General features: G+C 66.2%; 21 protein-coding genes. 9 read left to right on the forward strand and 12 right to left on the reverse strand.

Annotated features, from left to right (window positions below):
- The first annotated feature begins 38 nt into the window (after positions 1 to 38).
- Positions 39 to 1,031, forward strand: a complete 993-nt coding sequence (locus tag A5706_RS02745; RefSeq protein ID WP_068126807.1) for an amidohydrolase family protein — start codon at positions 39 to 41, stop codon at positions 1,029 to 1,031.
- A 206-nt stretch (positions 1,032 to 1,237) separates the two neighbouring features.
- On the forward strand, positions 1,238 to 1,744 hold the full coding sequence (locus A5706_RS02750; protein ID WP_068126948.1) for a YbhB/YbcL family Raf kinase inhibitor-like protein: 507 nt from the start codon (positions 1,238 to 1,240) through the stop codon (positions 1,742 to 1,744).
- An 82-nt stretch (positions 1,745 to 1,826) separates the two neighbouring features.
- On the opposite strand, the gene A5706_RS02755 is transcribed toward A5706_RS02750, so the two are convergent.
- Positions 1,827 to 2,825 carry a GGDEF domain-containing protein gene (locus A5706_RS02755; RefSeq protein WP_068126950.1) on the reverse strand — a complete coding sequence of 333 codons (999 nt, stop codon included), beginning with the start codon at positions 2,823 to 2,825 and terminating at the stop codon, positions 1,827 to 1,829.
- A gap of 344 nt (positions 2,826 to 3,169) precedes the next feature.
- On the opposite strand from A5706_RS02755, the gene A5706_RS02760 reads away from it, so the two are divergent.
- The gene (locus tag A5706_RS02760) at positions 3,170 to 4,642 is read left to right on the forward strand and encodes an FAD-dependent monooxygenase (RefSeq protein WP_369831786.1); all 1,473 of its coding nucleotides are present in this window, start codon (positions 3,170 to 3,172) and stop codon (positions 4,640 to 4,642) included.
- Here A5706_RS02760 and A5706_RS02765 read toward each other — a convergent pair whose 3' ends face one another.
- The 3 genes from A5706_RS02765 to A5706_RS02775 all read right to left on the reverse strand — a co-directional run bounded on the left by A5706_RS02765 (position 4,643) and on the right by A5706_RS02775 (position 5,785).
- Entirely contained in the window at positions 4,643 to 4,924 is a 282-nt protein-coding gene (locus A5706_RS02765) for a hypothetical protein (RefSeq protein WP_068126811.1), read from the reverse strand. It lies immediately after the preceding gene.
- Complete coding sequence (locus A5706_RS02770) at positions 4,921 to 5,502, reverse strand: TetR/AcrR family transcriptional regulator (protein WP_068126812.1); 582 nt, start codon at positions 5,500 to 5,502, stop codon at positions 4,921 to 4,923. Before A5706_RS02770 ends, A5706_RS02765 begins: the two co-directional genes overlap by 4 nt.
- 97 nt (positions 5,503 to 5,599) lie before the next feature.
- Positions 5,600 to 5,785, reverse strand: coding sequence for a hypothetical protein (locus A5706_RS02775; protein WP_068126814.1), 186 nt, complete (start codon positions 5,783 to 5,785; stop codon positions 5,600 to 5,602).
- Between the two features lie 83 nt (positions 5,786 to 5,868).
- Here A5706_RS02775 and zwf point away from each other — a divergent pair, with 83 nt between their 5' ends.
- On the forward strand, positions 5,869 to 7,368 hold the full coding sequence (gene zwf / locus A5706_RS02780; RefSeq protein ID WP_068126953.1) for a glucose-6-phosphate dehydrogenase: 1,500 nt from the start codon (positions 5,869 to 5,871) through the stop codon (positions 7,366 to 7,368).
- Here the strand turns inward: zwf and A5706_RS02785 are convergent.
- Positions 7,365 to 8,597 (reverse strand): alpha/beta hydrolase, encoded by a 1,233-nt coding sequence (locus tag A5706_RS02785; protein WP_068126955.1) that lies wholly within the window; start codon positions 8,595 to 8,597, stop codon positions 7,365 to 7,367. The genes zwf and A5706_RS02785 overlap by 4 nt on opposite strands.
- 92 nt (positions 8,598 to 8,689) lie before the next feature.
- Between A5706_RS02785 and A5706_RS02790 the strand changes: the two genes are divergently transcribed.
- Entirely contained in the window at positions 8,690 to 9,568 is an 879-nt protein-coding gene (locus tag A5706_RS02790; RefSeq protein ID WP_068126817.1) for a CoA ester lyase, read from the forward strand.
- Between the two features lie 85 nt (positions 9,569 to 9,653).
- Positions 9,654 to 10,079: a hypothetical protein gene (locus A5706_RS32845; RefSeq protein ID WP_156766932.1), complete on the forward strand. Its 426-nt coding sequence runs from the start codon at positions 9,654 to 9,656 to the stop codon at positions 10,077 to 10,079.
- A gap of 15 nt (positions 10,080 to 10,094) precedes the next feature.
- Here A5706_RS32845 and A5706_RS02805 read toward each other — a convergent pair whose 3' ends face one another.
- Positions 10,095 to 10,685 (reverse strand): cyclic nucleotide-binding domain-containing protein, encoded by a 591-nt coding sequence (locus tag A5706_RS02805; RefSeq protein WP_068126822.1) that lies wholly within the window; start codon positions 10,683 to 10,685, stop codon positions 10,095 to 10,097.
- Positions 10,686 to 10,789: 104 nt separating this feature from the next.
- Positions 10,790 to 11,569, reverse strand: a complete 780-nt coding sequence (locus tag A5706_RS02810) for a fructosamine kinase family protein (RefSeq protein ID WP_068126958.1) — start codon at positions 11,567 to 11,569, stop codon at positions 10,790 to 10,792.
- Between the two features lie 115 nt (positions 11,570 to 11,684).
- Between A5706_RS02810 and A5706_RS02815 the strand changes: the two genes are divergently transcribed.
- Entirely contained in the window at positions 11,685 to 12,920 is a 1,236-nt protein-coding gene (locus tag A5706_RS02815) for an osmoprotectant NAGGN system M42 family peptidase (protein ID WP_068126825.1), read from the forward strand.
- 115 nt (positions 12,921 to 13,035) lie between these two features.
- Positions 13,036 to 13,476, forward strand: coding sequence for a nuclear transport factor 2 family protein (locus A5706_RS02820; RefSeq protein ID WP_068126828.1), 441 nt, complete (start codon positions 13,036 to 13,038; stop codon positions 13,474 to 13,476).
- Positions 13,477 to 13,491: 15 nt separating this feature from the next.
- On the opposite strand, the gene A5706_RS02825 is transcribed toward A5706_RS02820, so the two are convergent.
- Positions 13,492 to 14,697 (reverse strand): FAD-dependent oxidoreductase, encoded by a 1,206-nt coding sequence (locus A5706_RS02825; RefSeq protein ID WP_082964156.1) that lies wholly within the window; start codon positions 14,695 to 14,697, stop codon positions 13,492 to 13,494.
- Between the two features lie 286 nt (positions 14,698 to 14,983).
- Between A5706_RS02825 and A5706_RS02830 the strand changes: the two genes are divergently transcribed.
- Entirely contained in the window at positions 14,984 to 16,342 is a 1,359-nt protein-coding gene (locus tag A5706_RS02830; RefSeq protein ID WP_068126830.1) for an NAD(P)/FAD-dependent oxidoreductase, read from the forward strand.
- 299 nt (positions 16,343 to 16,641) lie between these two features.
- Here the strand turns inward: A5706_RS02830 and A5706_RS02835 are convergent, their stop codons facing one another.
- From A5706_RS02835 to A5706_RS02850, 4 genes are all read right to left on the reverse strand, one after another.
- On the reverse strand, positions 16,642 to 19,401 hold the full coding sequence (locus A5706_RS02835; protein ID WP_068126833.1) for an AAA family ATPase: 2,760 nt from the start codon (positions 19,399 to 19,401) through the stop codon (positions 16,642 to 16,644).
- A gap of 123 nt (positions 19,402 to 19,524) precedes the next feature.
- Positions 19,525 to 20,613: a diguanylate cyclase gene (locus A5706_RS02840; protein WP_068126835.1), complete on the reverse strand. Its 1,089-nt coding sequence runs from the start codon at positions 20,611 to 20,613 to the stop codon at positions 19,525 to 19,527.
- A 256-nt stretch (positions 20,614 to 20,869) separates the two neighbouring features.
- On the reverse strand, positions 20,870 to 21,346 hold the full coding sequence (locus A5706_RS02845) for an SRPBCC family protein (RefSeq protein ID WP_068126837.1): 477 nt from the start codon (positions 21,344 to 21,346) through the stop codon (positions 20,870 to 20,872).
- Entirely contained in the window at positions 21,343 to 22,041 is a 699-nt protein-coding gene (locus tag A5706_RS02850; protein WP_068126838.1) for a DUF899 family protein, read from the reverse strand. The genes A5706_RS02845 and A5706_RS02850 overlap by 4 nt, the downstream gene beginning before the upstream one ends.
- Positions 22,042 to 22,080 lie beyond the last annotated feature (39 nt).

Here is a 22,080-nt window from a genome sequence, read left to right on the forward strand (position 1 = left end):
CGGCTGGCCACCACCGCGCCACAACACTAGGAGATCAGATGCGTGTCATCACCGTCGAAGAACACTTCCACCACCCCGAGGCGGTTGCGCGCGTCTTAGAGCTAAGCGGCTCGGCGTCTGTCGTCGGCATCGAATCCGACCATCTCCCAAGTCGTTTCACGTATGACACGAACTCAGCCGAACAGCTCGGGGGCAACCGTCTAGAGCACATGGACCGCACCGGCATCGACGTCCAGGTGGTGTCACACGGCGCAAACAGCCCCGGCAACCTCGACCACCCCGACGCGATCGACTTGTGCCGCAAGGTCAACGATGCGCTCGCCGAGCAGATCACACAGCATCCCGACCGGTTCCGCGGGTTTGCCACCATTCCCTTGCACGACCCCGAGGCAGCAGCCGAGGAGATGCGACGCTGCGTCAACGAACTGGGCTTCGTCGGCACTCTAGTGATGGGGACCTGCGGCGGGCTGTTCCTTGACCATCGACGCTTCGCCTCGGTGCTGGCCGCGGCCGAAGAGGTTGACCTGCCCATTTACCTTCACCCAGGACCACCGTCCAAACAGGTCACCGCCGCTTACTACACCGGAAATTGGCCCGCTACCGTGCAATTCATCTTCTCGATGGGGGCGTTCGGGTGGCACGCCGAAGCCGGCATCCACGTATTGCGGCTCATCTTGTCCGGAGCACTCGACCGTCACCCGAACCTCAAACTGCTCAGCGGGCACTGGGGCGAATTGATGGCCTTCTGGCTTAACCGGCTCGACTCATCATTCGGCTACACCGACGATCTGGACCGCCCGATCAGCGACTACTACCGCAACCACGTATGGGTGACGCCGTCAGGAATGTACAACCGCAACCAGCTGAACTTCATCCTCGCCGAACTCGGCGCCGAACGCATTATTCACTCCGAGGATTTCCCCTATGCCGTACGCGAAGAAGTGTCGACCTTCCTGGAACAAGCCGGCCTGACCGATGACCAGCACCACGCGATCGCCCACCGCAACGCCGAGCAGGTGATGCGCATCTAAACACCACGCGCCCGTGCCCGCTACCGACCAGCTGTCGCCGCCACCTTTGCACGGTGTCCCCGCCCAATGAAAGAAAGCGTTCCGCCGCGTAGCAGTTCACGGCGTGAAGCCATCGTCTCACTTGTCACAACCCGGAGCCACGAACCACCATGCCGCCGAATCCTCTTGGCCTCGCACTGCGCAACAAGCGTGTAGGACGCGACAGCTTGGTCTGGGCCCGCCCCGACCTGCAAGCGCCCGAGACGTTCACCCTCACCAGCCCCGCTTTCAACCACAAGGGTCCTATACCGGAGCAGTACCGCGGCCGACTCCTCGGGCACAACACCTCCCCAGCCCTTCGCTGGACACCGCCGCCTCGGGCCACCGTCGAACTGGTGCTCATCGTCGAAGACGCCGACTCGCCATTCGGGAGGCCCAACACCCACGGACTGGCGGTCGGCATCGACCCAGCCCTCGGCGGCATTCCGACAGACGGCCTCACCGACTCGAGCGCGGGCGCCAAACCAAAGCTCGGCAAGGCCGGCCCTCGCCGGGGCTGGTTCGGTCCGATGCCCATCCGGTCCCACGGCCCGCACAGCTACGTCTTCCAAATCTTTGCACTCGACCGAGAACTCGACCTCCCCCCGAAGTTCGCACTCACCCAGGTACTCCATGCCATCAGCGGGCGAGTGATTGGACGCGCCAAGCTGGAAGGCACCTCCAGAAAGGACTGACGACGTGCACGCAGCTGAGCGCACGGCCGTCAACCGCTCACTCTCATTCGCCGTTGATCACCGCAAGGGGTCCGGCCACGGTCTACAGCGCGCGGCGTAGATCGGGATCCCAGCGGTGCGGAGTCCTGTTCTGCTTGGCGGTGTACAGATTCGCGTCGGCAACCGCCCACAGCACGGCCACGTTGGCGCTCGCTCCGCCGGCCGATGCGGTCCCGACGCTCGTACCCGGGGTCTGTAGCCGCACGGCGGCGACGAACAACTCGGCCGCAGTCGGACCGGGGCCCGGGCGCTCGGCGATGCACACGGCGAACTCGTCGCCCCCGAGCCTGGCCAGAATGGCGTTGGGGGGAGCCGCGTTTCGCCACGCGGTCGCTCGGCTGATTAGGTGCTGGTCGCCGGCGACGTGCCCGTCGGTGTCATTGATGCGTTTGAAGTTGTCGATGTCCAGTGCGATGACGGTAATGACGGTGGAAGTCGAACGCGATCGCGCCAGCAGATCGGCGGTGGCAATCTCCCAACCGGCGCGGTTGAGCCACCCTGTGAGTGGATCGGTGCAGGCCGCGTCGACCAGCGTCCGTGTCACCAGGCCGAACGACTCAGCGGTGCCGACGATCGCGATCACAAAGATGAGGTAATCGATGTCCAGCGTGGCGGTGCGCGAGACCGCCAGGCCAACAACGGACGCCAGGGCGAGCACGCCCACCAGGACTATGCCGCGTCGCGGCGAGTAGAACGCGCGCAGGTACATCGCCAGAAACATCGGTGCGATCAGGCAGGCGAACTCGGCGATGATCGCGATGTGGAAGGCCATCACAATCGGCGTCGCCACGATGGCCGCGGCCGTCGCCGGCCCGGTTTTGTCGGGCCGCACCGCCAGCCAGGCCAGCGCCGCGATACCGAGGACGATCGCCACGACGCCCCCGACCGGATGCCCCCGGGGGCGGTCGGGGTGAAGCGGAATCACGGTGGTGAACAGCACGCCGTAGGCGAATAGGAATGTCGTGGTGCCCAAGTAGATCCGCAGCAGCCGGACCTGGTGTTTGCCGTAAAAACCGCTTCCAGCGTCGGCGTGCAACCGCAGCTTGTATCGGCGGGGGTGGCCCACGGGGCCTGCCAGGCGTAGACCCATCCCGTCACTCTCTGGTCAGATGCGCCGATGCGGGCGCCCGGCCGATTATTTCACCGCCATTTTCCGAGCGCGCAACCGCCATTCGTCTGAACCGTAGTTCAGATCCCAGGAGACCGTTGATGGTTTATCGAAAACCCACATCGGATGCAAAAAGAAGGGGCGGCTTTTAATCCGTCCCACTTCAACATATTACGCACCCGGGGGCTTGCGGCAAGACCGGGGTCATGCCGCAAAATCGCTGGTCGAAGCGAAAGCGGACCGACTCGGGGGGCGAGATGAGTGTGTTGAGGAAAGCAATGGCCGACCACGCGGTGGCAGTTGTCGGGGGAGGCCCGACCGGGCTGATGCTGGCGGGCGAGCTGGCGTTGGCGGGCGTCGACGTGGCCATTGTGGAGCGGCGCGCCAGCCAGGAGCTCATCGGGGCGCGCGCGGGCGGCTTACATTCGCGCACCATCGAGGTCCTCGATCAGCGCGGCATCGCCGATCGTTTCCTTTCCGAGGGCCAAGTGGCCCAGGTCGCCGGGTTTTCCCAGATTCGGTTGGACATCAGCGACTTTCCCACCCGGCACCCCTACGGGCTCGCGCTGTGGCAAATCCACATCGAACGCATCTTGGCCGGCTGGGTGGACGAACTGAACGTGCCGACCTATCGCGGGCGTGAGGTGACGAGGGTCGCCCAAGACGACACCGGCGTCGACATCGAGCTCACCGACGGCGACTCCCTGCGCGCGGAATACGTCGTCGGGTGCGACGGGGGACGCAGTTCGGTCCGCAAATCGGCGGGCATCGACTTCCCGGGATGGGACCCGACGATGAGCTACCTCCTCGCCGAGGTCGACATGGCCTTCAAGGCGAGCGAGACGCCGGAATGGGGCATCCGCCACGACGCCCTCGGCGTCCATTCGCTCAGCATGATGGAGGACGGGGGGCCGGTGCGGGTCATGGTGACCGAGCGGCAGGTCAAGCCCGGCGGCAAACCCACCCTGCGCGACCTGAGCGAGGCCCTCATCGCCGTTTACGGGACCGATTACGGGATCCACAGTCCCGCATGGATTTCCAGGTTCACCGACGCGGCGCGGCAGGCGGCGACCTACCGCGACGGGCGGATCCTGCTGGCCGGCGACGCGGCGCACGTGCACCATCCGATCGGGGGGCAGGGCCTCAACACCGGCATGCAGGATGCGGTCAACCTGGGATGGAAGCTGGCCCAGGTAGTCAAAGGAACAGCCCCGGGAAGCCTGCTGGACACCTACCACACCGAACGGCACCCGGTGGCTGCGCGGGTGCTGCGCAACGCCATGGCCCAAATGGCGCTGCTTCGCCCGGACGACCGCACAAAGGCCTTGCGAGAGGTCACTTCCGACCTGCTCAGCATGGCCGAGCCGCGGCAGCGATTCGCGGCGATGATGTCGGGTCTCGACATCCACTACGACCTGGGCGAGGGCCACCCGCTGCTCGGCCGCCGGATGCCCGATCTCGACCTGGTCACCGCCGACGGCACGGTGCGGATATTCGCACTGCTGCACAACGCGCGGCCGGTGCTGCTCAACCTCGGCGAGCCCGGCGCAGTCAACATCGCCGGCTGGGGGGATCGCGTCACGTTGGTCGACGCGAAATACGTTGGAGTGTGGGAACTTCCGGACCTCGGCGCCGTCACCGCCCTCGATGCGGTGTTGATTCGCCCCGACGGATACGTCGCCTGGGTGGGGGAGCGACCCCTCGCCGACGCCCTGACGACCTGGTTCGGGCCGCCCGCTGGTGGAAGATGATCATCGCCGACCGAATGCGCCGGGCCCGGCGTGAAAGAGTCCGATCAAGAGCACCCCGATCGCCGCCGCGCAGAAAGGCCACAGTGGCTCGCGCCCCTCGAACGCCGTGTGCAGCGCCACCGCGGCCAGCACCAAACCAACCCATCCCGCAACAACATTGGGAATGGGACCGCCACCCCACGCATTCGGGTAGCGCTGCTTCGTGATTCCGCGGATGAAGTGAGGAATCGCATTGCCGCCCAGGAGGCCTCCCACAAAAGCGAGCACAAGCGCCCCGATCACGACTTGCCCCTCCTCGAATCGCACGTCAGCACCGGCATCAACGCCGCGTCCACGATGCGCACGATCTCGTCGTCCCCAAGTGGCTGGCCCGTCACCAGGATGCGCGTGAAAACCAGTGCGGAGGCGATCTCGGACGCCAACTCGTGGTTCGCGCGGGTGGGCAGTTCCTTTCGCCTGACCGCACGCTCGACGAGTCGGCCGATGACCGCTCGCTTTTCACTAAGAACGTGACCGCGGACATGCTCGGCGAGCTCCGCATTTTCCCGTATCGCGTTGAGCAGACCCAAAATCACCGCACCATCTTGGGACGCGAGTCCGTCGCGCATCTGGGTGACCGCTTGAATCAGGTCGCCGCGGAGGTCGCCAGTGTCAACCTCTGCGGTCGAGGCCGCGCCACGTCGCGCCAACGCCGCGATCACCAATTCGGACTTGCCGGGCCAGCGGCGGTAAATCGTGGCCTTGCTGGCTCTCGCGCGCGATGCGACGGCATCAATGGTGAGGCGGTCGTATCCGGTCGTCGCCATCAGCTCGATTGCCGAATCCAGAATCGCGGCGGTGCGGGCGTCTCCACGGACCACGCGATGCTCCTTGTGAACGAAACGGTTTCGTACACCTGATTAGGTTAGGGCCGCATGGATTGGCGGTCAAGGGTTCTCAAGGGCAATCACCGCGGCCCTAGTCCGGCGGCTCGTCCTGCCCGCCGGGCCCGGCGGCGTCGCGTTCGCGGTCGCTGGGTTTGCCGGGGACACCTTCGGCCTCCCGCTCGTTGGCAACCTTCTCGTCGAGGTCGTCGACGATGTTCTCCAGCTCCTCGGCGTGGCTCAGCTGGTCTCGGTCGGGTCCCGTCATATCGCTTTCCATACCCCGCCCCGCGATTGGTAACCGCGCAGATCGACCCCAACATGGGGCTGCACACACGGCGCTGCGATGGAAGGATCGCAAGGGTGGCCGACAAGAAACCGCAAACGATCTCTTACCCGGCGCCGGAGAAACGCCCGCGACGCCACGACACTGAACGGCTGGAGCCCCACGTCATCGTCCTGTTCGGCGCGACGGGGGACCTCGCCAAGCGCAAGCTGATCCCGGGCCTGGCCTATTTGGATCAGTCCGAACTGGCCCCCGACATTCAAGTCGTCGCGACGTCGCTGGAAGACATGAGTGACGACGAGTTCCGTGATCTGGCCAAGAACGCGATTGATTCGTTCGGCACGCACAAGCTGACGGACGAGCAGTGGGCCAACTTCGCCAAAATCATCACCTACGTCCCACAGGGCGCCGGATCCGCGGCGCTCGCCACCGCGGTCGCCGAGGCCGAAGCCAACCTTGGACCCAACGTTCGGCGGCTGCACTACCTTTCGGTTCCGCCGAAGGCCGCGCGTGACGTCATCACCATGCTGCGCGACGCGGATCTGGTCGACCGTTCCCGGGTGGTGATGGAGAAGCCGTTCGGCACGGATCTGGCCAGCGCGGTGGCGCTCAACGACTTCGTGCACGAAACGTTCGAGGAATCACAGATTTTCCGCATCGACCACTTCCTGGGGAAGGAGGCCGCCCAGAACATCCTTGCGTTCCGCTTCGCCAACGGGCTGTTCGAGCCGATCTGGAACCGCAACTTCATCGACCATATCCAGATCGACATCCCCGAGGCGCTCGGGCTGGATCAGCGGGCCAACTTCTACGAGGAAACCGGCGCCTACAAGGACATGGTGGTGACTCACCTCTTCCAGGTGATGGCGTTCGTGGTGATGGAGCCGCCGACGGCGCTCGAGCCCTTTGCCATCAGCGAGGAAAAGAACAAGGTGTTCCGCTCGATGCTGCCGGTCAAGCCGTCCAACGTGGTGCGCGGCCAGTACAGCGGGTATCGCGACGAGAAGGGAGTGGCGAAGGACTCCGACACCGAGACCTTCATCGCGCTCAAGGTCGGCATCGACAACTGGCGCTGGGCCGGCGTGCCGATCTATCTGCGCACCGGCAAGAAGATGGCCGAGGGCATCCGCATCATTTCGATCGCCTTCAAAGAGGCTCCGCGAACGATGTTTCCGCCCGGGTCGGGGGTCGGCACCCAGGGTCCGGACCACCTTACCTTCGACCTCGCCGACAACTCGAAGGTCTCACTGTCCTTCTACGGCAAGCGGCCGGGCCCCGGCATGAAGCTGGACAAGTTGTCCATGCAGTTCTCGTCGCAGGAGATCGACACCGTCGTCGACGTGCTGGAGGCCTACGAGCGGCTGATTCTCGACGCGATGCGCGGCGACCACACGCTGTTTACCACCGCCGAGGGCATCGAATCGTTGTGGGAGCGTTCGCAGGAGCTGCTCGACGACCCGCCGCCGGCCAAGATCTACCCGCAGGGCACGTGGGGCCCCAACGCCATTCACCAATTGATCGCGCCCAACGCCTGGCGGTTGCCGTTCGAGCGAGAGTGGCGCGAATCCAAAGGCTAATCGGTGGGTGGGACCGGCTGATCGAGCCAGTGGTGCAACTTCGCGTAGATGTCGGCGTGGTTGAGCAGATCGAAGTGGTGCAGGCCGGTGAGTGTCAGCCCGTGATCCGGGTCGAACGGAATCTGCCGGGACTTGCCCGCGCCGGACGCGCTGTGCGGCCGCACCAGGCGATCGCCGAGCACCGCCCCGACCGCGCCCGGGCCCGCGCTGGTCGCCACGAAGTGGTAGACGGCGTGGGGAAGGAAGGGCACCTCGTTGCAGCGGTCCCGCAGGAACTCGTCGGGATCGCCCTCGCTCCAATCCTCGTCGAGCAGCGCGCCGTACCGCAGATCCTTGGTGCCCGAGCTGCGGGCGTTGAGAAATGAAGACAGGGCGCGGGTTTCGGGTAGCCGGGCCAGCGCCCACGACGCGGCGTTGACCCCCTTCTCCAGGTCGGCACCCAGGTGCGGCGAGCCGAGACAGGCGACATGACAAACGGCGTCCGGCCAGCCGTGCTCATGCTGGGTTCCGTAGTGGCAGGCGCTCCGGATCACCAGGCCGCCCATCGAATGACCGATCAGCGCGATCTCATCGACGGGCACCGGCCACAGCGCGCGCAGCCGATCGAGCAGGGCAGCGAGCGTTTTCCCGTTGTCGGAGATATGCAGGCCGGTGTTGTAGCGCAGGTACACGGGGGTGAATCCCAGGTCGTCGCGCAGCCGCGCGCCGTAGGACTTCACCTCCTCGCCGTCGCGCGGGCGTCGCCACCACGACATCTCGGTCATGCACCAGCCGTGGACGAAGACCGCGATCCGTCCCGTTGCCCGCGGGAACGCCGCCGCGATGTCGGGGCCGGTCATCGCGACCGGCTTGCCGCGGTGGCGCACCTGCATGGTCAGCGCGAAGCCGTTTCCGCGGTCGGTCAGCTCGTCGCCGTAGATGCCGTTGAGCGCCGCAATGACCCCGGCGACCCTCGGATTGGCTTCGACCGACTCGTCCTCGTCGCTGCCGCGCGTCTCGGCGGCCAACTCACCGGCGGCACGCAGGGCGCCCCGCAGCGCGCGGTCGACGGCGTAGTAGGTCGCCGCGGCGGTCGTGTTGTGGACGACCTCCACGGGTTTCGACACCGGACCGACGGCGCCGAAGACGCGCCGCGCGATGCCGCTGTGCGTATCACGCACGAGCGTGGTCAACACGCGGGTGCCCTCACCGGCCAAGTCAGCGAGTGACCGGATTTCGCCTCGCTGCATGAGCTGCTCCTCCCTGTTCCCACCGGGGATTCCCATTCGGGGGGGTTTCCCACTGTGGGCGAGGCTTATCCCACAGGCCCTACTGTCGTGACATGCCACCGACGCTGCGCCCGCGCCGATCCGCCCTGTACCTACCCGGCAATAACGCGCGTGCCCTGGAGAAGGGCCGCACGCTGCCGGCCGATGTGCTCATTTTCGACCTCGAGGACGCCGTCGGGCCCGACGCGAAGGCCGACTCGCGCTCGCGAGTATGTAACGCCGTCTCTTCCGGGGCCTACCGCCCTCGCGAGATCGTGGTGCGCATCAACGGGTTGGGCACCGATTGGCACGACGACGACCTGGCGGCCGTGGCCGGTTCGGCCGCCGACGGCGTGCTCGTGCCAAAGGTCGAGACGGGCGAACAGGTCCGGGCGCTGATCGCCGCGCTCGACCAGGCCGGCGCGCCGGAGTCGTTGCGGCTGTGGGTCATGATCGAAACGCCCAGGGCCATCTTGCGAGCCGAAGAGATCGCCTCGGCCAGCGATCGGTTGGCGGCGTTGGTGGTCGGCACCAACGATCTGGTGAACGATCTGCACGGATTGCACCTGCCCGGCCGGGCTCCGGTTCTCACGTCGCTGTCGCTAGCCGTATTGGGGGCGAGGGCGGCCGGCAAGGTCGTCCTGGATGGTGTCTTCAACGACATCACCGACGAGGCCGGCTTTCGGGCCGAGGCCCGGCAAGGCCGGGAATTCGGTTTCGACGGCAAGACCCTCATTCATCCGTCGCAGATCGGGCCGGCGAACGACGTGTTCGGTCCGTCCGACGAGGAGCTGGCCGATGCGCGAAAGATCGTCGCCGCCTATGAAGAGGCCCAGGCCGCAGGGAACAGCGTGATCACGGTCGACGGCCGGATGATCGAGAGCCTGCACGTGCGCGACGCCCAGCGCATCCTCGTCCTCGGCGACCTGATCGCCGAAATGCAATCGGCATAACCGGATTGGGCCGTCAAACGGCGTCGACGCGGAATTGCCGGTAAGGTGCCCGCAGCAAATGGATCCTCGGGCAAAGGAGTGTCTGGTGCGGCTAAACGGAACCGTGCTCGCGGGAGTGGTCGCCGTCGCGGTCATCACCGCGGGCTGCTCCAGCGGCAATACTCAGTCGGCATCGACGTCGAGTGAGACGTCGACCTCGAGCTCGCCGACCGCGGCCTCGTCCCAGCCGACGACGGCACCCGCCTCGTCCGCGCCCGCCGCGCCGCTCGACCAATCCACCTGCCTGGACATCTCGTTCGCCAAGGACAACTTGATGGTGGCGGCGAAACCGGAAAACGCGCGCAAGTGGGCCGACACGCTGGAGAAGTACGGTCCGCCCGATCCGGTGAAGGCCGCGATCGAGCACTTCGTCACCACCGTCGGCGCCCGGCCCGACGACCCCGACCTGAACTCCAACAGGGACTCGATCACCGGTTGGATCAAGCAGATCTGCCCGAATGTGAACCCATAGGCGGCCGTCTGCCGGCTACCCTGTGCCGTTTCGCTCGATCCACTGGGTGAGCGCATCTTCGAGCGCGGCCGAAACCCGCACCCCGGCGCCCTCCGCGGCCTGCTCGAACCGCTCGACCAACTCCGTCGGGACCTGCGCGTCCACCCTGCGGTGCGTCGGCTTCGGCTTCGGCGGCTGCTCGGGGGCGGCTGCGGCCGCGTGCCGCGCCGCGGTGGCGTCCATGGTTTCGCGCAGTGCCGGCATCTCGTCGAGCAAGCGGCCCAGATCGTCGCGTTCGATGCGCAGCACCTCGGCCGGCCCGGTCGTCGTGACGGTCGCGGAACGCAGTTTCCCACGGCGCAGCGCGGATTCGCCGATCACTTCGCCCGGCCCCACCACGGCAACGCGGTCCCGGCCGACATAGACGCCGGCCTCGCCGGTCAGCAGGATGTAGCAGGCGTCCGACGGAGTCTGCTCGTGAATGAGCGGCAGTGGCGCGGACGTGGAGGTGTGATGTGCCGCCGAGACAATGCGCCGCAAATCATTATCCGAAAGCTTGTCGAATGTGGCGAATTCCCGTAGCCGGCGGATGTCTTTTTCCTCGTGTCCCTGCGCATCCACTTTCATAGCGGGCTCCTAATCTGCGATCTGACCGGACATCGAGGAGCCTAACTCCAATTTGCAGCAACTCCGGAAACAAATTTTTGCGGCAAAAGGTGCGGCAGCTGGGCTTACTTCGAACGGGCGTCCAATGCGGCGCGCGCCGCTGCATGGGTCCGCGCGGCATACCCTCCGCCGAACAACGCAACATGCGCCAGCAGTGGGTAAAGCTGGTGCAATCCGATCCTGTTGCGCCAGCCCGGCTTCAGCGATCGCACGCGCTGGTAACCGGTGAGGACCGCGTCGTAGTGCGGGCAGCCGAACAGCGCGAGCATCGCCAGGTCGGTCTCGCGGTGACCGGCATGGGCGGCCGGATCGATCAGCACCACACCGTCGGGTGTCCACATCACGTTGCCGCTCCACAAATCACCGTGCAACCGCGCCGGAAAGTCGTCATCGGAGTCGTAGTCGCCGGCGCGGCAACGCGCGACGACGGCGTCGATAGTGGCGCGGACGGAAGCATCGAGGCTCGGCGCCGCTATTTCGGCCATCGGGACCAGCCGCTCCTCGGCGTAGAACTCACCCCAGCTTGGGTGGCTCCGCAGCGACATGGGCAGCGGCTGGGACAACGGGCCGAAGAACCCGGGACCGTCCCAGTCGTCAGGCCCGACGCCGAATGCGGGTGCGCCCGCGTCGTGCGTGACGGCGAGTCGGCCACCGAATTCGTACGCCGCTTCCTGGCTGGGAGGCACCGACTCCAGTCGCCCCAGCGTGAGGTGGTCGGCGCCGAAAGAGACAACCGTCGCGCACGGCACGCCACCCGCGACGGCGGAAAGCCATCGCAGCCCCGCTGCTTCCCACGCGAAGTAGCCCGCGGGTGCGCCCGGACGGCGCTTGACGAAGTCGCTCACCCGGTAATCGCTGACGCGTTCATCGCGCTCCAACTGTAGTTACGGCTGCGACCTTCCGCCCCCGCGCGACCCGGTAGGTTGAACCCGGATTCCGAACGAACCGGGAGGAGAGGCTGTGCCCCAGACCGCGGCCATGGCAGAGGCCGACCGCGCGTGGATGATCGACACGTTGCTCGCATTGCTGCAGACCCCGAGTCCGGCGGGACGCACCGACGCGGTGATGCAGGTGATCGGCGACATCTTCGACGACTTCGGGGTGCCGTTCACCCTCACGCGCCGCGGCGCGCTGACCGCCGAACTGCCGGGGGAGTCCGCGACCATCGACCGGGCGCTGGCCGTTCACGCCGACACCATCGGTTGCATGGTGCGCAGCCTCAAGGACAACGGCCGCCTCGAGCTGGTTCCGGTCGGCACCTTTTCGGCCCGGTTCGCCACGGGCGCCCGGGTGCGGATTTTCATCGACGACCCCGACGAGTTCATCACCGGCACGGTCTTACCGCTCAAGGCAAGTGGGCACCGGTTCGGCGACGAGATCGACACCCAACCCACCAACTGGGAAAGCGTCGAAGTCCGCGTCGATCGCAAGGTGTCCTCGCGGGAGGACTTGGTCAAGCTCGGCGTAAACGTCGGCGACTTCGTCGCGCTGATCGCCAGCCCCGAACTCACCGCCGACGGCTTCATCGTCTCCCGTCACCTCGACGGCAAGGCCGGCGTCGCGATCGCGCTCACCCTGGCCAAGCACTTTTCGGAAAACAAAGTCGTGCTGCCGCACCGCACCACGATCATGGTCACCATCACCGAGGAGGTCGGCCACGGCGCCAGCCATGGTCTGCCCGCCGACGTCGCCGAGCTGATCTCGGTCGACAACGCGGTGTGTGCGCCCGGTCAGCACTCCATCGAAGACGGCGTCACGATCCCCATGGCCGACATGCACGGCCCCTTCGACTACCACCTGACGCGGAAGCTGTGCCGGCTCGCCGAGGAGCAAGGGATTCGCTTCGTGCGGGACGTGTTTCGCTATTACCGCTCGGACGCCGCCGCGGCGATCGAAGCGGGTGCGGGCACGAGGGCCGCACTGGTCGGGTTCGGGCTGGACGGCAGTCACGGGTGGGAGCGCACCCACATCGACTCGCTCGAGGCGGCCTACAACCTGCTGCACTGCTGGCTGCGGACGCCGCTGACCTTCGCCAAGTGGGACGCGAAGCCGTCGGGTCCGCTGCGTGACTTCCCGTCTTCGAAGCAGCCCGCGCCGAGCGAGCAGTGGGTGCCACTGTCGCGGGGCGAGCACGCCGAACCCGGCGATGCGTCACCGGGCGCGCACTGGCCGCCCTCGGAGGGGCCCCAGGCCTGAGTCGCCATCGTCGCGCTGGCTCTTTACCCGACCCGCTCCACGGGATAGCGTGTTTTGCCTGGGATTAAATCAAGCAGTTGATTTAGCGTAAGCGCATCGCGAGTTAGGAAAGCCCATGCCGCCTGCCGTTGCGAAAAATGAGAACGAACAGCTCGTGCTCGACTTCCTGCATGCGGCGTACGGCGAGCGGATGGACGTGGACGCGATGACCGCGTTGATGGCGGACGACTTCGTTTGGCAGCTTCATGTGCCTCTCTCACCGGTGGTCGTGGGGCGCGACGCCGCCCGCGCAGAGCTGGAAAAACACAGCAGCCTCTCGACCGGGATGATCGAGGGGAGCGAGATTCGCACGGTCGTGTCGAACGCGGACACGGTGGTGGTCGAACGGGTCGACGTGAATGCGATGAACGGTGTCGCGGTCACGTTCAACGTCACCGCCCTCTTCGAGGTTCGCGACGGCGCGATCACCCACTGGCGCGAGTATTGGGACACCAGCCACGTCGCTCAGCAACTCGGCATCGACCCGGCGCACATGTTCGCCCCGCTCGCCGGCTGAAAAACGATCGATTGCCTAGGAAGCGTGTACGTCCGGGGTGCGCACGTGCTCGGGGCGGAAGCCGCGTCCGACGATGATCGGCGGGATGAACTGCAAGGGACCGCGACCGATGAAGCTGGGAATCTTGATCGGGGAGAGGTCGCCGGTCAAATTGGGTTCGACAGCCCGGTTCTGGATGAAGACCTGGCCGGCCTGGATGATTCGCGTGGGTAGCTCGCGGCGGCGCTGAACCTTGGCGAGATCCGCATCGGTCAACCGCTTTTCGCGAAGCGGGGCGCACAGAATATTCGCCGCGGCGACCGCATCGGCGACGGCGAGGTTGATGCCGACCCCTCCGGCGGGCGACATGGCGTGCGCGGCGTCGCCGATGCAGAGCAGGCCTGTGCGCCACCACGTTTCGAGGCGGTCTACGCGCACGTCGAGGTGACTGGTGTCGTCCCAGGAGTGCAGGTCGTTGACGTGTTCGCGCAGCCGCGGTAGCGCGGAGACCAGGCGTTCCTTGAACGCCTCCAGCGAACCGTCGCGCGGATCGGTTCCCTTGGGCATGAGATGGGCGACCTGCCAATAGTCCCCCCGGTAGATCATGGCCATCAGCAGGCCCTTGCGGAGGACTCCGAAGAGCTCTTGTGGGTCGCCGGGACGCCATTTCAGCCGGAACCACAAGACGTCCATCGGGGAGTGCGCGGCGGCGATGTTCAGACCGGCGGCCTCTCGCACGGCGGACTTGCGTCCGTCCGCGCCGACCACCAGCTCGGCACGCACCTCCAGTTCCGGTGTGCGCACCCCGGTGACCCGGCCGCCGTCGAAGATCAGCTCCTTGACCTCGGCGTTGCGGATCAAAGTGAATTCTGGGTAGGCGCTTGCCTTTTCGGCCAGGAAGTCGAGGAAGTCCCACTGCGGCATCAGCGCGATGTAGGGCTGGTTGAAACCCAGCCGTTTGAGCGCGCTGAAGTTACCGAAGGTGCGAAGGGTTCCGTCGGTGTCGAAGGCGACACGCGTGATTTTGGTGTGGGGCAGACGCAAGAACTCGTCGATGAACCCCAGCTCGTCCATGATCCGAAGGGTGGTGGGGTGCACGGTGTCGCCGCGGAAGTCGCGCAAGAAGTCGTTGTGCTTCTCCAAGACGACAACCTGGACGCCGGCACGTGCGAGCAGAAGAGCGTGAACGAGTCCGGCGGGACCGCCGCCGGCTACACAGACCTGGGTTCGCAGAGCGGTCATGCGCTGACCCTACCCGGGGACGCCGTCGTGCCACTCTCTGCTTCTCTAAGAACTACACGCGCCCCGCAGGGCGCGATACCGCGCCTCACGTCTCAGGGCCGCTCGGTAAGGCGACGACGAATTACATTGCCACCGAACGGGTTCGGGCACGCGGGATGGTCGTGACGGTGGCGCAGGGGCGTGGGCATCCCCGCTCGATCTAAACGTTATCTAAGAGGCTCTTACGATTTCCTTAAGTTTCGGGTAGCGTCGACGGCAGTGGTTCGTGGAGCGATTGGGGAGCGATGTGAACCGATTCGATGTCGTGGTGGTGGGTGCGCGCTGCGCCGGCTCGCCCCTGGCGACGATGCTCGCGCGCAGAGGGTTGAGCGTCTGTCTTATCGACCGCGCGCAGTTTCCGTCGGAGACGCCATCGACCCACATAATCCAGTCCAGCGGCGTGCAGGTGCTCGAGCAGCTCGGCGTGCTGGACGATGTCTTGGCGGCCGGCGCCGTACCGCTCGACCGCATGACGATGGTGATCGACGACGCCGTTCGCATCGAGGCGACGGTCGACCCCGCGCTCAAGGCCCCCCGCGGCCTGTGCGTCCGGCGGGTGACGCTGGATGCGTTGCTGGTCGAGGCGGCGGCTGCGGCGGGCGCCGACGTCCGCACGGGTCTGCGCGTCACCAACCTCGTCACCGAAGGCGGGCGCATCACCGGGGTGGACACTGTCGCCGGCCCCATCAAGGCGCAGTTGGTGGTCGGCGCCGATGGGCGCCACTCGACGATCGCCGCGCTGGCCGGGGCTCGCGAATACCACGTTGCCGAGCCGGGAAAGATGTTTGCCTGGGCATATTTCGAGCAGGTGTGCGATCGGGAAGGGCACGCGCGGCTTGGGCGCCGCGGAGATCTGGCCTTTCTCGCCGGGCCCACCGACGGGGATCTCTACATGGCCGCGATCGGGATCGATATGGCGAAGCAAGCCGAGTTCCACGCGAATCGTGACGCGAACTTCGCCGCCGGTCTGCGAGCGTGGCCGGAACTCGCCGACGTGATCGGAGACGGGCGGCGCGTCGGGCCGATCCGGGTAGTGACGAAGTGGCACGGGTACTTCCGAGAGGCCTCCGGCCCCGGATGGGTTCTCGTCGGCGACGCCGGCCACTTCAAGGATCCATCGCCCGGGCAGGGCATCGGCGACGCGTTCCGCCAGGCCCGTCGGCTGGCCGATTCCATTGAGGGCGGGCTGGGCGACACGACTCCCGACGAGGCAATGCAGCGGTGGTGGCAGTGGCGCGACGATGACGCTTATGAAATGCACTGGATGGCAAGCGATTTCGGTACGCCGGGTGCGTCGACGCCGTTCAATACCCGCTTGATGAAGGATATCGCCGCGGATCCCGAAGCCACACAGACGCTGCTTCGCGTCCTTAACCATGAAGTCCGCCCATCACAGCTCTTCACGACGCGCCGTGTCGTCCGGGCCGCCGCGCGCGCACTGCGGGATCGGCCGGACCGGCTGATCGCAACGGCCAAGGAGATCGTCGCCGCCGGGAGGCGGGATTCGCTCCGTTCTCGGCAGGCGCGCATCGCAGCGCGGCGAGTCCCTAAGCCTCAGTCCGCGATCGAAAATCCTGCCCTTGCCACCAGCCGACGGCGGCACTGATCCGCTCCGGGGGAGCACCGGCGTCGGTGCAGGTTTGCACGACAACCTCGGCAGAATCGGCGGCAAACACCCCGAACGCGTAGTCGTCCGCGGGAACCGCCACGGCCATGAGCAATCTGACCAGTCCACCGCGGGCCGACATTGCCGCGGCGTGGTCGTTGAGGCGCTGAGCGGTTTCGCCGATCCAGTGCGCGGGCGCGCGGGGGCCATACCACTCGACAAGAAATGAGTGTGTACCCGCGTCGATGGTCGCCACCCCGGCCACGCTATAGACGATGGCGGCCGCTTACATCAGGGGTTTACCTACTCATATCCGATTCTGATCTCCAGACCTGGAGGGCTTGGTAGAGCTCCGCGCGCGAGCGGATGTTGAGCTTGCGGTAGACGCGGCTGAGGGTGACCTCCACCGTCTTGGGACTGACGAACAGCGCGGCGGCGATGTCGCGGTTGATCATGCCCGAGGCGGCCAGCTCCGCGACACGCTCTTCGGTCGCAGTTAATCCCTGCTCGCGCCGCCTGCCCGAGGCCCGACGCGCCAATTCGGCCTCGGCGCGGGCAGCCCACACCGTGGTACCGAGCTGCTGGAACGTCCGGAGGGCCTCGCGCAGGGTCGGAGTCGCATCGCGGCGCCGCTGGCGGCGTTGCAGCTGACCGAGCAACAGCTGGGTGCGGGCGCGCTCGAACGGCATTGCCAAGCGTTCGTGCTCGGCCATGGCGAGCTCTGCGGTCGCGGCGGCGGCGGCGACATCGCCTTGTGCCGCCTGCAGCATCGCGCGGGATCGCATACCGACGGCCAGCGTCCACGCACGATCGAGCCGACGGCCGTTGCGCTCGAGGGCTTCAATCAATGGCTCGGCATCTTCGAAGCGGCCCAGGCCGATCATCGCCTCCACGGCCTCGGGAACGAAAGAGGACGAGATGATCTCGCTGGTCTCCGGAAAACTCTGCACCATCGGTATCAACGGTTCGAGCGCATTGAGAGCCGCTCGATAGTCACCACGTGACACCTCGGCAAACCCGGCCAATGTCGGGGGCCACTCGGCCAAACGCGTTGAGCCGCAGCGCTGGCCGGCCGCGATGGCCTCGCCCAGATCGCGATGGGCGTCGTCGAGTCGGCCGACGTAGGCGGCGACCGCAGCGCGCAGCGTCAGCGCGATAAACAGCGGTAAGTCACCGCCGAGCTGTGCCGCTCGTTCCATCGTCTCGTCGGCGATGCTGGCCGCGCTGTCCAGTCGGCCGAGCCAGATGTCAACCAAAACAAGGTGAAAGGCGACGAAGATCAGCTCAGCTTCCTCGCCAAGGACGAGACATTGCTGACCTAGCTCCGCAAGGTCCGCACGCGCCTGCTCGAGTTCACCCGTCCAAGCGCGCAAGAGTGTCATCTGCACGTGAGGCCGGAACGGCACAGGAATGCGGGAGCCGGGCTCTTCCATCTCGACAGCTCGACGCAGGGCGGAATGGTCGAAGCCCTGGCCACCCATGAAGTCCATCACCGCCCGCATCGAGAGGGCGGGGCTCAGCAGCGCCCTGACGCCGAGGCGCTCGGCGTCAGCCGCGGCCTGCTGAACACGCTCATAGGCATGCATCGGCCGCCCGGCGTTGAGGAGGGCGAACGATAGGCTGATCAAAACACTCACCCGTAAGTGCGCGTCATTACCGCTGTCGCGTAATGCGGCCTCGAGTACCTCGGCCGCCTCGGGGAAGCTGTCGTCATAGAGGCGCACCAACCCCAGCTGATGGAGAGCCTCGGCACGGATCGGGCCGGCGGGCAGCGCCGCCACGACACCCTCGAGGATTTGCCGCGCGCGTCCCGGGTCACTCGCGTCGAAATAATGTGTTGCACAACGAATTTTGCGCTGCGGGTCGTCGGCCCCGAGGCCGATGGCAAGCTCGAGCAGTTCCGCGGCAGCCGCCGGTGCCCCCCTGTCGCGCGCAGCGTCTGCCGCCGCGTCGAGGGCGGCCACCGTCTCTGGCTGTCCAGACGTGTCGGCCAGGGCGAGGTGGCGGGCGCGCAACTCGGGCTCGGCGACGAGTTCGGCCAGGCGCGCGTGCATTTCGCGCCGCCGCTGCGGCGCTGCCGCGCTGTAAACCCCGTGCGCCAAAATCGGGTGGGTGAATCGCAGCTGGTGCCCCTCGATGGCCACCAAGGCTTCGTTCTCTGCTTCACCGAGCGACCGCACTACCTCTTCCGGCGTCGAGTCGGTGGCGCGAGCCACCACCGGGACCGTCGGATCGGGAAGGCTGGCCATCGCAAGCAGCACATCTGGGGCACCAACCCGTCGAATCCTCGACTCAACTAGATCGGTGAGACTGCTAGGCAGGCCCAATTCGAAGGCGCGGCCGTGGGCACCGAGTTCCCGGACCAGTTCCAACGCGAAAAACGGATTCCCGCCGGAGATCTCATGAATACGCAACAACGTGGGACGGGCGACCGAGCGACCCAATCGCAGCAGCAAGACCTGATGTAGTTCACCAACCGACAAGGGCCGCAGTCGGATTCGGAGCATCCCGTCGGGACTTAGCAGCTGCAGGCGTGAAGCGGCCTGCTCGGTGCGCGTCGTGCACAGCAACGCGGCCCGGGCCGGGAGCCGACGCGCGGCATAGGACACCGCGTTTGCGCTGGAGGTATCCATCCACTGCAGGTCGTCGATCGCAATGATTACCGAATTTTCGGCGGCGAGCCGCTCGATGACCGTGACAAAGGCCGCCGCCACCGCTCGGGGATCGATGTTGTGGGCCTCGACGCGATGACGCAACAGCGCGCCGTCCAGGGCTTGCTGTTGCGGGATAGGCAAGTTCGCCCGAATCGAGTCGTCGACATCGCCGAGCAGGTCGGCCAACACGGTATAGGCCAACACCGACTCGGCGGAAGCCGCACGACAGCTCAACACCCGGAACCCACGCGCGCTGGCGCGGCCTACCGCGTCCAACCAGAGCGTCGTCTTGCCGATGCCGGGCTCGCCCTGGATGACCAGTGCACATGACTCATGCGGCAGACAATCGAGAAATTCCGCAATGACTCGTTCTTCAGCTCGCCGTCCGACGACCTGCTCCGCCATGTCGAATCCCCACGCCCAGCCGCGCCCGTCATCGTATGCACCACTGCCTTTAGACAGGCTAAGACAGAGCGCGCCGTTTGGCGCTCCATCTGGGCTTCGCGGCGGGTGTGGGGAGCCCTGCCGTCAGGACATCGTCGCCGGCGCGGGGGAGCGGTGGTGTCGAGCTTGGTTTCCGCCGCATCTCTTGGCTTCGTACATGGCGGTGTCGGCATCGGCGACCAGCTGGCGCAGCGCTTGTTCGACGTCGTCGCAGCCCACGCTGCGCAACGGCAGGGTGGCGGTCCCCACGCTGGCCGTTACCGACGCGGGAATCGCCTCAACCGCTTTGCAGAACTTATGACCCCATCCCCGCGGCCGTTGTGTCGCGACGACGTCTGCGATCAGGAATTCCTCTCCGCCGACGCGGCCGACGACCGCACTCTCTCGGCACACGGCGGTTATCGCGCGGGCCGCCGCGACGAGCGCCTCGTCGCCCGCGGCATGTCCTCTGCTGTCGTTGACCGCTTTGAAGCGGTCTAGGTCGACCATCGCCACCGCCAGGAACATGTGGTCGTGGCCGGCAAGCATCCGGCCGATGATGGCGCGATCGCAGGCGCGCCGATTCAGCAGACCGGTGAGCGGGTCGCGGTCGGCGCGTAACAGATCTACGCCCAGCGCCCGGACGACGATATGGATAGCGAAGGGCACGATCACGTTGAGTTCGAGAACCAGAAAGTAGCCAGTGAGGGCCAGCGTCGTCTCGCCAGCCATGACCAGGCGAGCCACCTCGACACCGCCCGCCGCGCCGGCCAGCAAGAAATTCACGACCATATATCGGGCGGTGTGGAAAAACGCGAGGTAACCGCCCGACACGGCCAAGGCCGAGCATGCCATCAGCGCGACCATCGGCCGGGTCTGCGTCACGCAGCCGATCACGATGCTGGCGCTGCCCGTCATCGCAAAGAAGATCGATTGGCGGCGCGTGGGCCAGCGGGTCAGCCAGAGCGCCGCCATGACTAGCCCCATCAATCCGGCCAGCACCGACACCGCCAGCGTGAGGCCCGGGAAAAACGGCGTCACTCCCAACAGGACGTTTGCCGGCCATAAGGCCAGCGATGCCGAAACCCCCGCCATCAGGCGGCGCGTGGGGGTGCTCAGTCCGTGAGCCTGCAGGTAACCAGTCAGCCAGTCGAAGTGGTCAGGCCGTCGCCACGACGCCGCCAACCAACTCATCGCGAGCCTTCCCAACTGTGTGCATTCATCGACCGACGTCGCTGAAACTGGGCTTGGATTTCTACCAAAGTAAACCGGATGGCGCGAATTGGGGAGACCAATTCGGGAACGCCGTTCTCGCGCAAATGCGCGCCCAAAACACCTGGTCTAAGCGAAAACCGCAGAATTCGATCCGGTCGACTTCATTCGGCGCCCGTACCGGAAAATGGGTTTCTTGAACGCCGGTTTGACGTACCCGAGGGCTGCGCGGCGATTGTCAATTCGCGACGGATTTTTCCAGGGCCGCCAGCGACGCGGCGAGGTAGTCCTCGCCGAACATCGGCATCTCGCCGACGCGCTCGCGGAAGTCCCGCGGCGTACCGCTCCAGTCGTAGGTGAGGGTGACGTCGGTGCCGTCCCCGTTCGGTGCGAGGTCGTAGCGCCAGAACCAGCCGCCGGGATTGTGGTTGCCGGCCTCGTCGAGCTGGCCCGGGATCCACCCGATCGCGCGGTCCTTGTCGAACACGTTCACCAGGTTGTGGACGACATAGTGACCGCCGGCCTGGGTGAGGAACATGTTCATCGCGAACATCTGTCCCAGGCCGGTGATCGGTCTGGTGTCCACCGCGTCGCGGACCCAGTCGGTGGGCTCGGTGTTGCAGTGGCGGGCGGGGTCGGCGAGGACGCTGAAAATCTGGTCCGGCCTCGCGGCGATGGTGCGGGTGACGACGAAGCGTTCGGTGGTCGTGGTCATGCGTTGTCCTTGGGTCCATAGGCCGCGGCGATATCGGGGGAACCGAGCCAACCCGAGTATGTCGGCCGGGAGGGCCAGCCTGCGGGCGAATCGAGCCATTCCTCCTGCCGGCCCCACGGCAGGATGTCGATCAGCCCGAACGAGTGGCTGAGCTGCTCGGTGCCCCGCCCGTTCGTATGCCAGGTGCGGTACACGGTGTCGCCGTCGCGAAGGAACACGTTGACCCCGAAGCCCCCGCCCGGCGGGGCATCCATGTCGGCTCCGAACGAGCTCTCCGACGACGAATACCACTCCATCCGGTTACCGACCTTGCGCTTGTAGGCGAGTGCCTCGTCGATCGGTCCGTTGGTGACGATGACGAACCGGGCGTCGTAATTGTCGAGGAACTCGAGCCGGGTGAACTGCGACGTGAAGCCCGTGCACCCACCGCACTGCCACTCGGCGCCGTCGGACCACATGTGGTGATAGACGATGAGCTGCGAACGGCCGTCGAACACATCGGCCAGGCGGACGGGTCCGTCGGCCCCGATCAGGGTGTAGTCGGGCAATTGGACCATGGGCAGCCGGCGTCGCTGGGCGGCGATCGCATCAAGCTCCCGGGTGGCGGCCTTCTCACGCTTGCGCAGATCGTCGAGCGCCGCGCGCCAGGTCCGCTGGTCAGCGATTGGTGGTAGTGCCGTGTTGGTGGAGGGCATGGGATTCAACCTCTTTCTTGGCGCTGTCGATTACTCCGA

Source organism: Mycobacterium sp. E796 (assembly GCF_001672815.1).
In the GTDB taxonomy this organism is placed as follows: domain Bacteria; phylum Actinomycetota; class Actinomycetes; order Mycobacteriales; family Mycobacteriaceae; genus Mycobacterium.

Coding starts and splice junctions, on each gene's coding strand:
- A5706_RS02745 (WP_068126807.1), top strand. CDS start 39: ATGCGTGTCATCACCGTCGAAGAACACTTCCACCACCCCGAGGCGGTT.
- A5706_RS02760 (WP_369831786.1), top strand. CDS start 3,170: ATGGCCGACCACGCGGTGGCAGTTGTCGGGGGAGGCCCGACCGGGCTG.
- A5706_RS02775 (WP_068126814.1), bottom strand. CDS start 5,785: ATGGAAAGCGATATGACGGGACCCGACCGAGACCAGCTGAGCCACGCC.
- A5706_RS02785 (WP_068126955.1), bottom strand. CDS start 8,597: ATGCAGCGAGGCGAAATCCGGTCACTCGCTGACTTGGCCGGTGAGGGC.
- A5706_RS02790 (WP_068126817.1), top strand. CDS start 8,690: ATGCCACCGACGCTGCGCCCGCGCCGATCCGCCCTGTACCTACCCGGC.
- A5706_RS02805 (WP_068126822.1), bottom strand. CDS start 10,685: ATGAAAGTGGATGCGCAGGGACACGAGGAAAAAGACATCCGCCGGCTA.
- A5706_RS02820 (WP_068126828.1), top strand. CDS start 13,036: ATGCCGCCTGCCGTTGCGAAAAATGAGAACGAACAGCTCGTGCTCGAC.
- A5706_RS02825 (WP_082964156.1), bottom strand. CDS start 14,697: ATGACCGCTCTGCGAACCCAGGTCTGTGTAGCCGGCGGCGGTCCCGCC.
- A5706_RS02835 (WP_068126833.1), bottom strand. CDS start 19,401: ATGGCGGAGCAGGTCGTCGGACGGCGAGCTGAAGAACGAGTCATTGCG.
- A5706_RS02840 (WP_068126835.1), bottom strand. CDS start 20,613: ATGAGTTGGTTGGCGGCGTCGTGGCGACGGCCTGACCACTTCGACTGG.
- A5706_RS02845 (WP_068126837.1), bottom strand. CDS start 21,346: ATGACCACGACCACCGAACGCTTCGTCGTCACCCGCACCATCGCCGCG.
- A5706_RS02850 (WP_068126838.1), bottom strand. CDS start 22,041: ATGCCCTCCACCAACACGGCACTACCACCAATCGCTGACCAGCGGACC.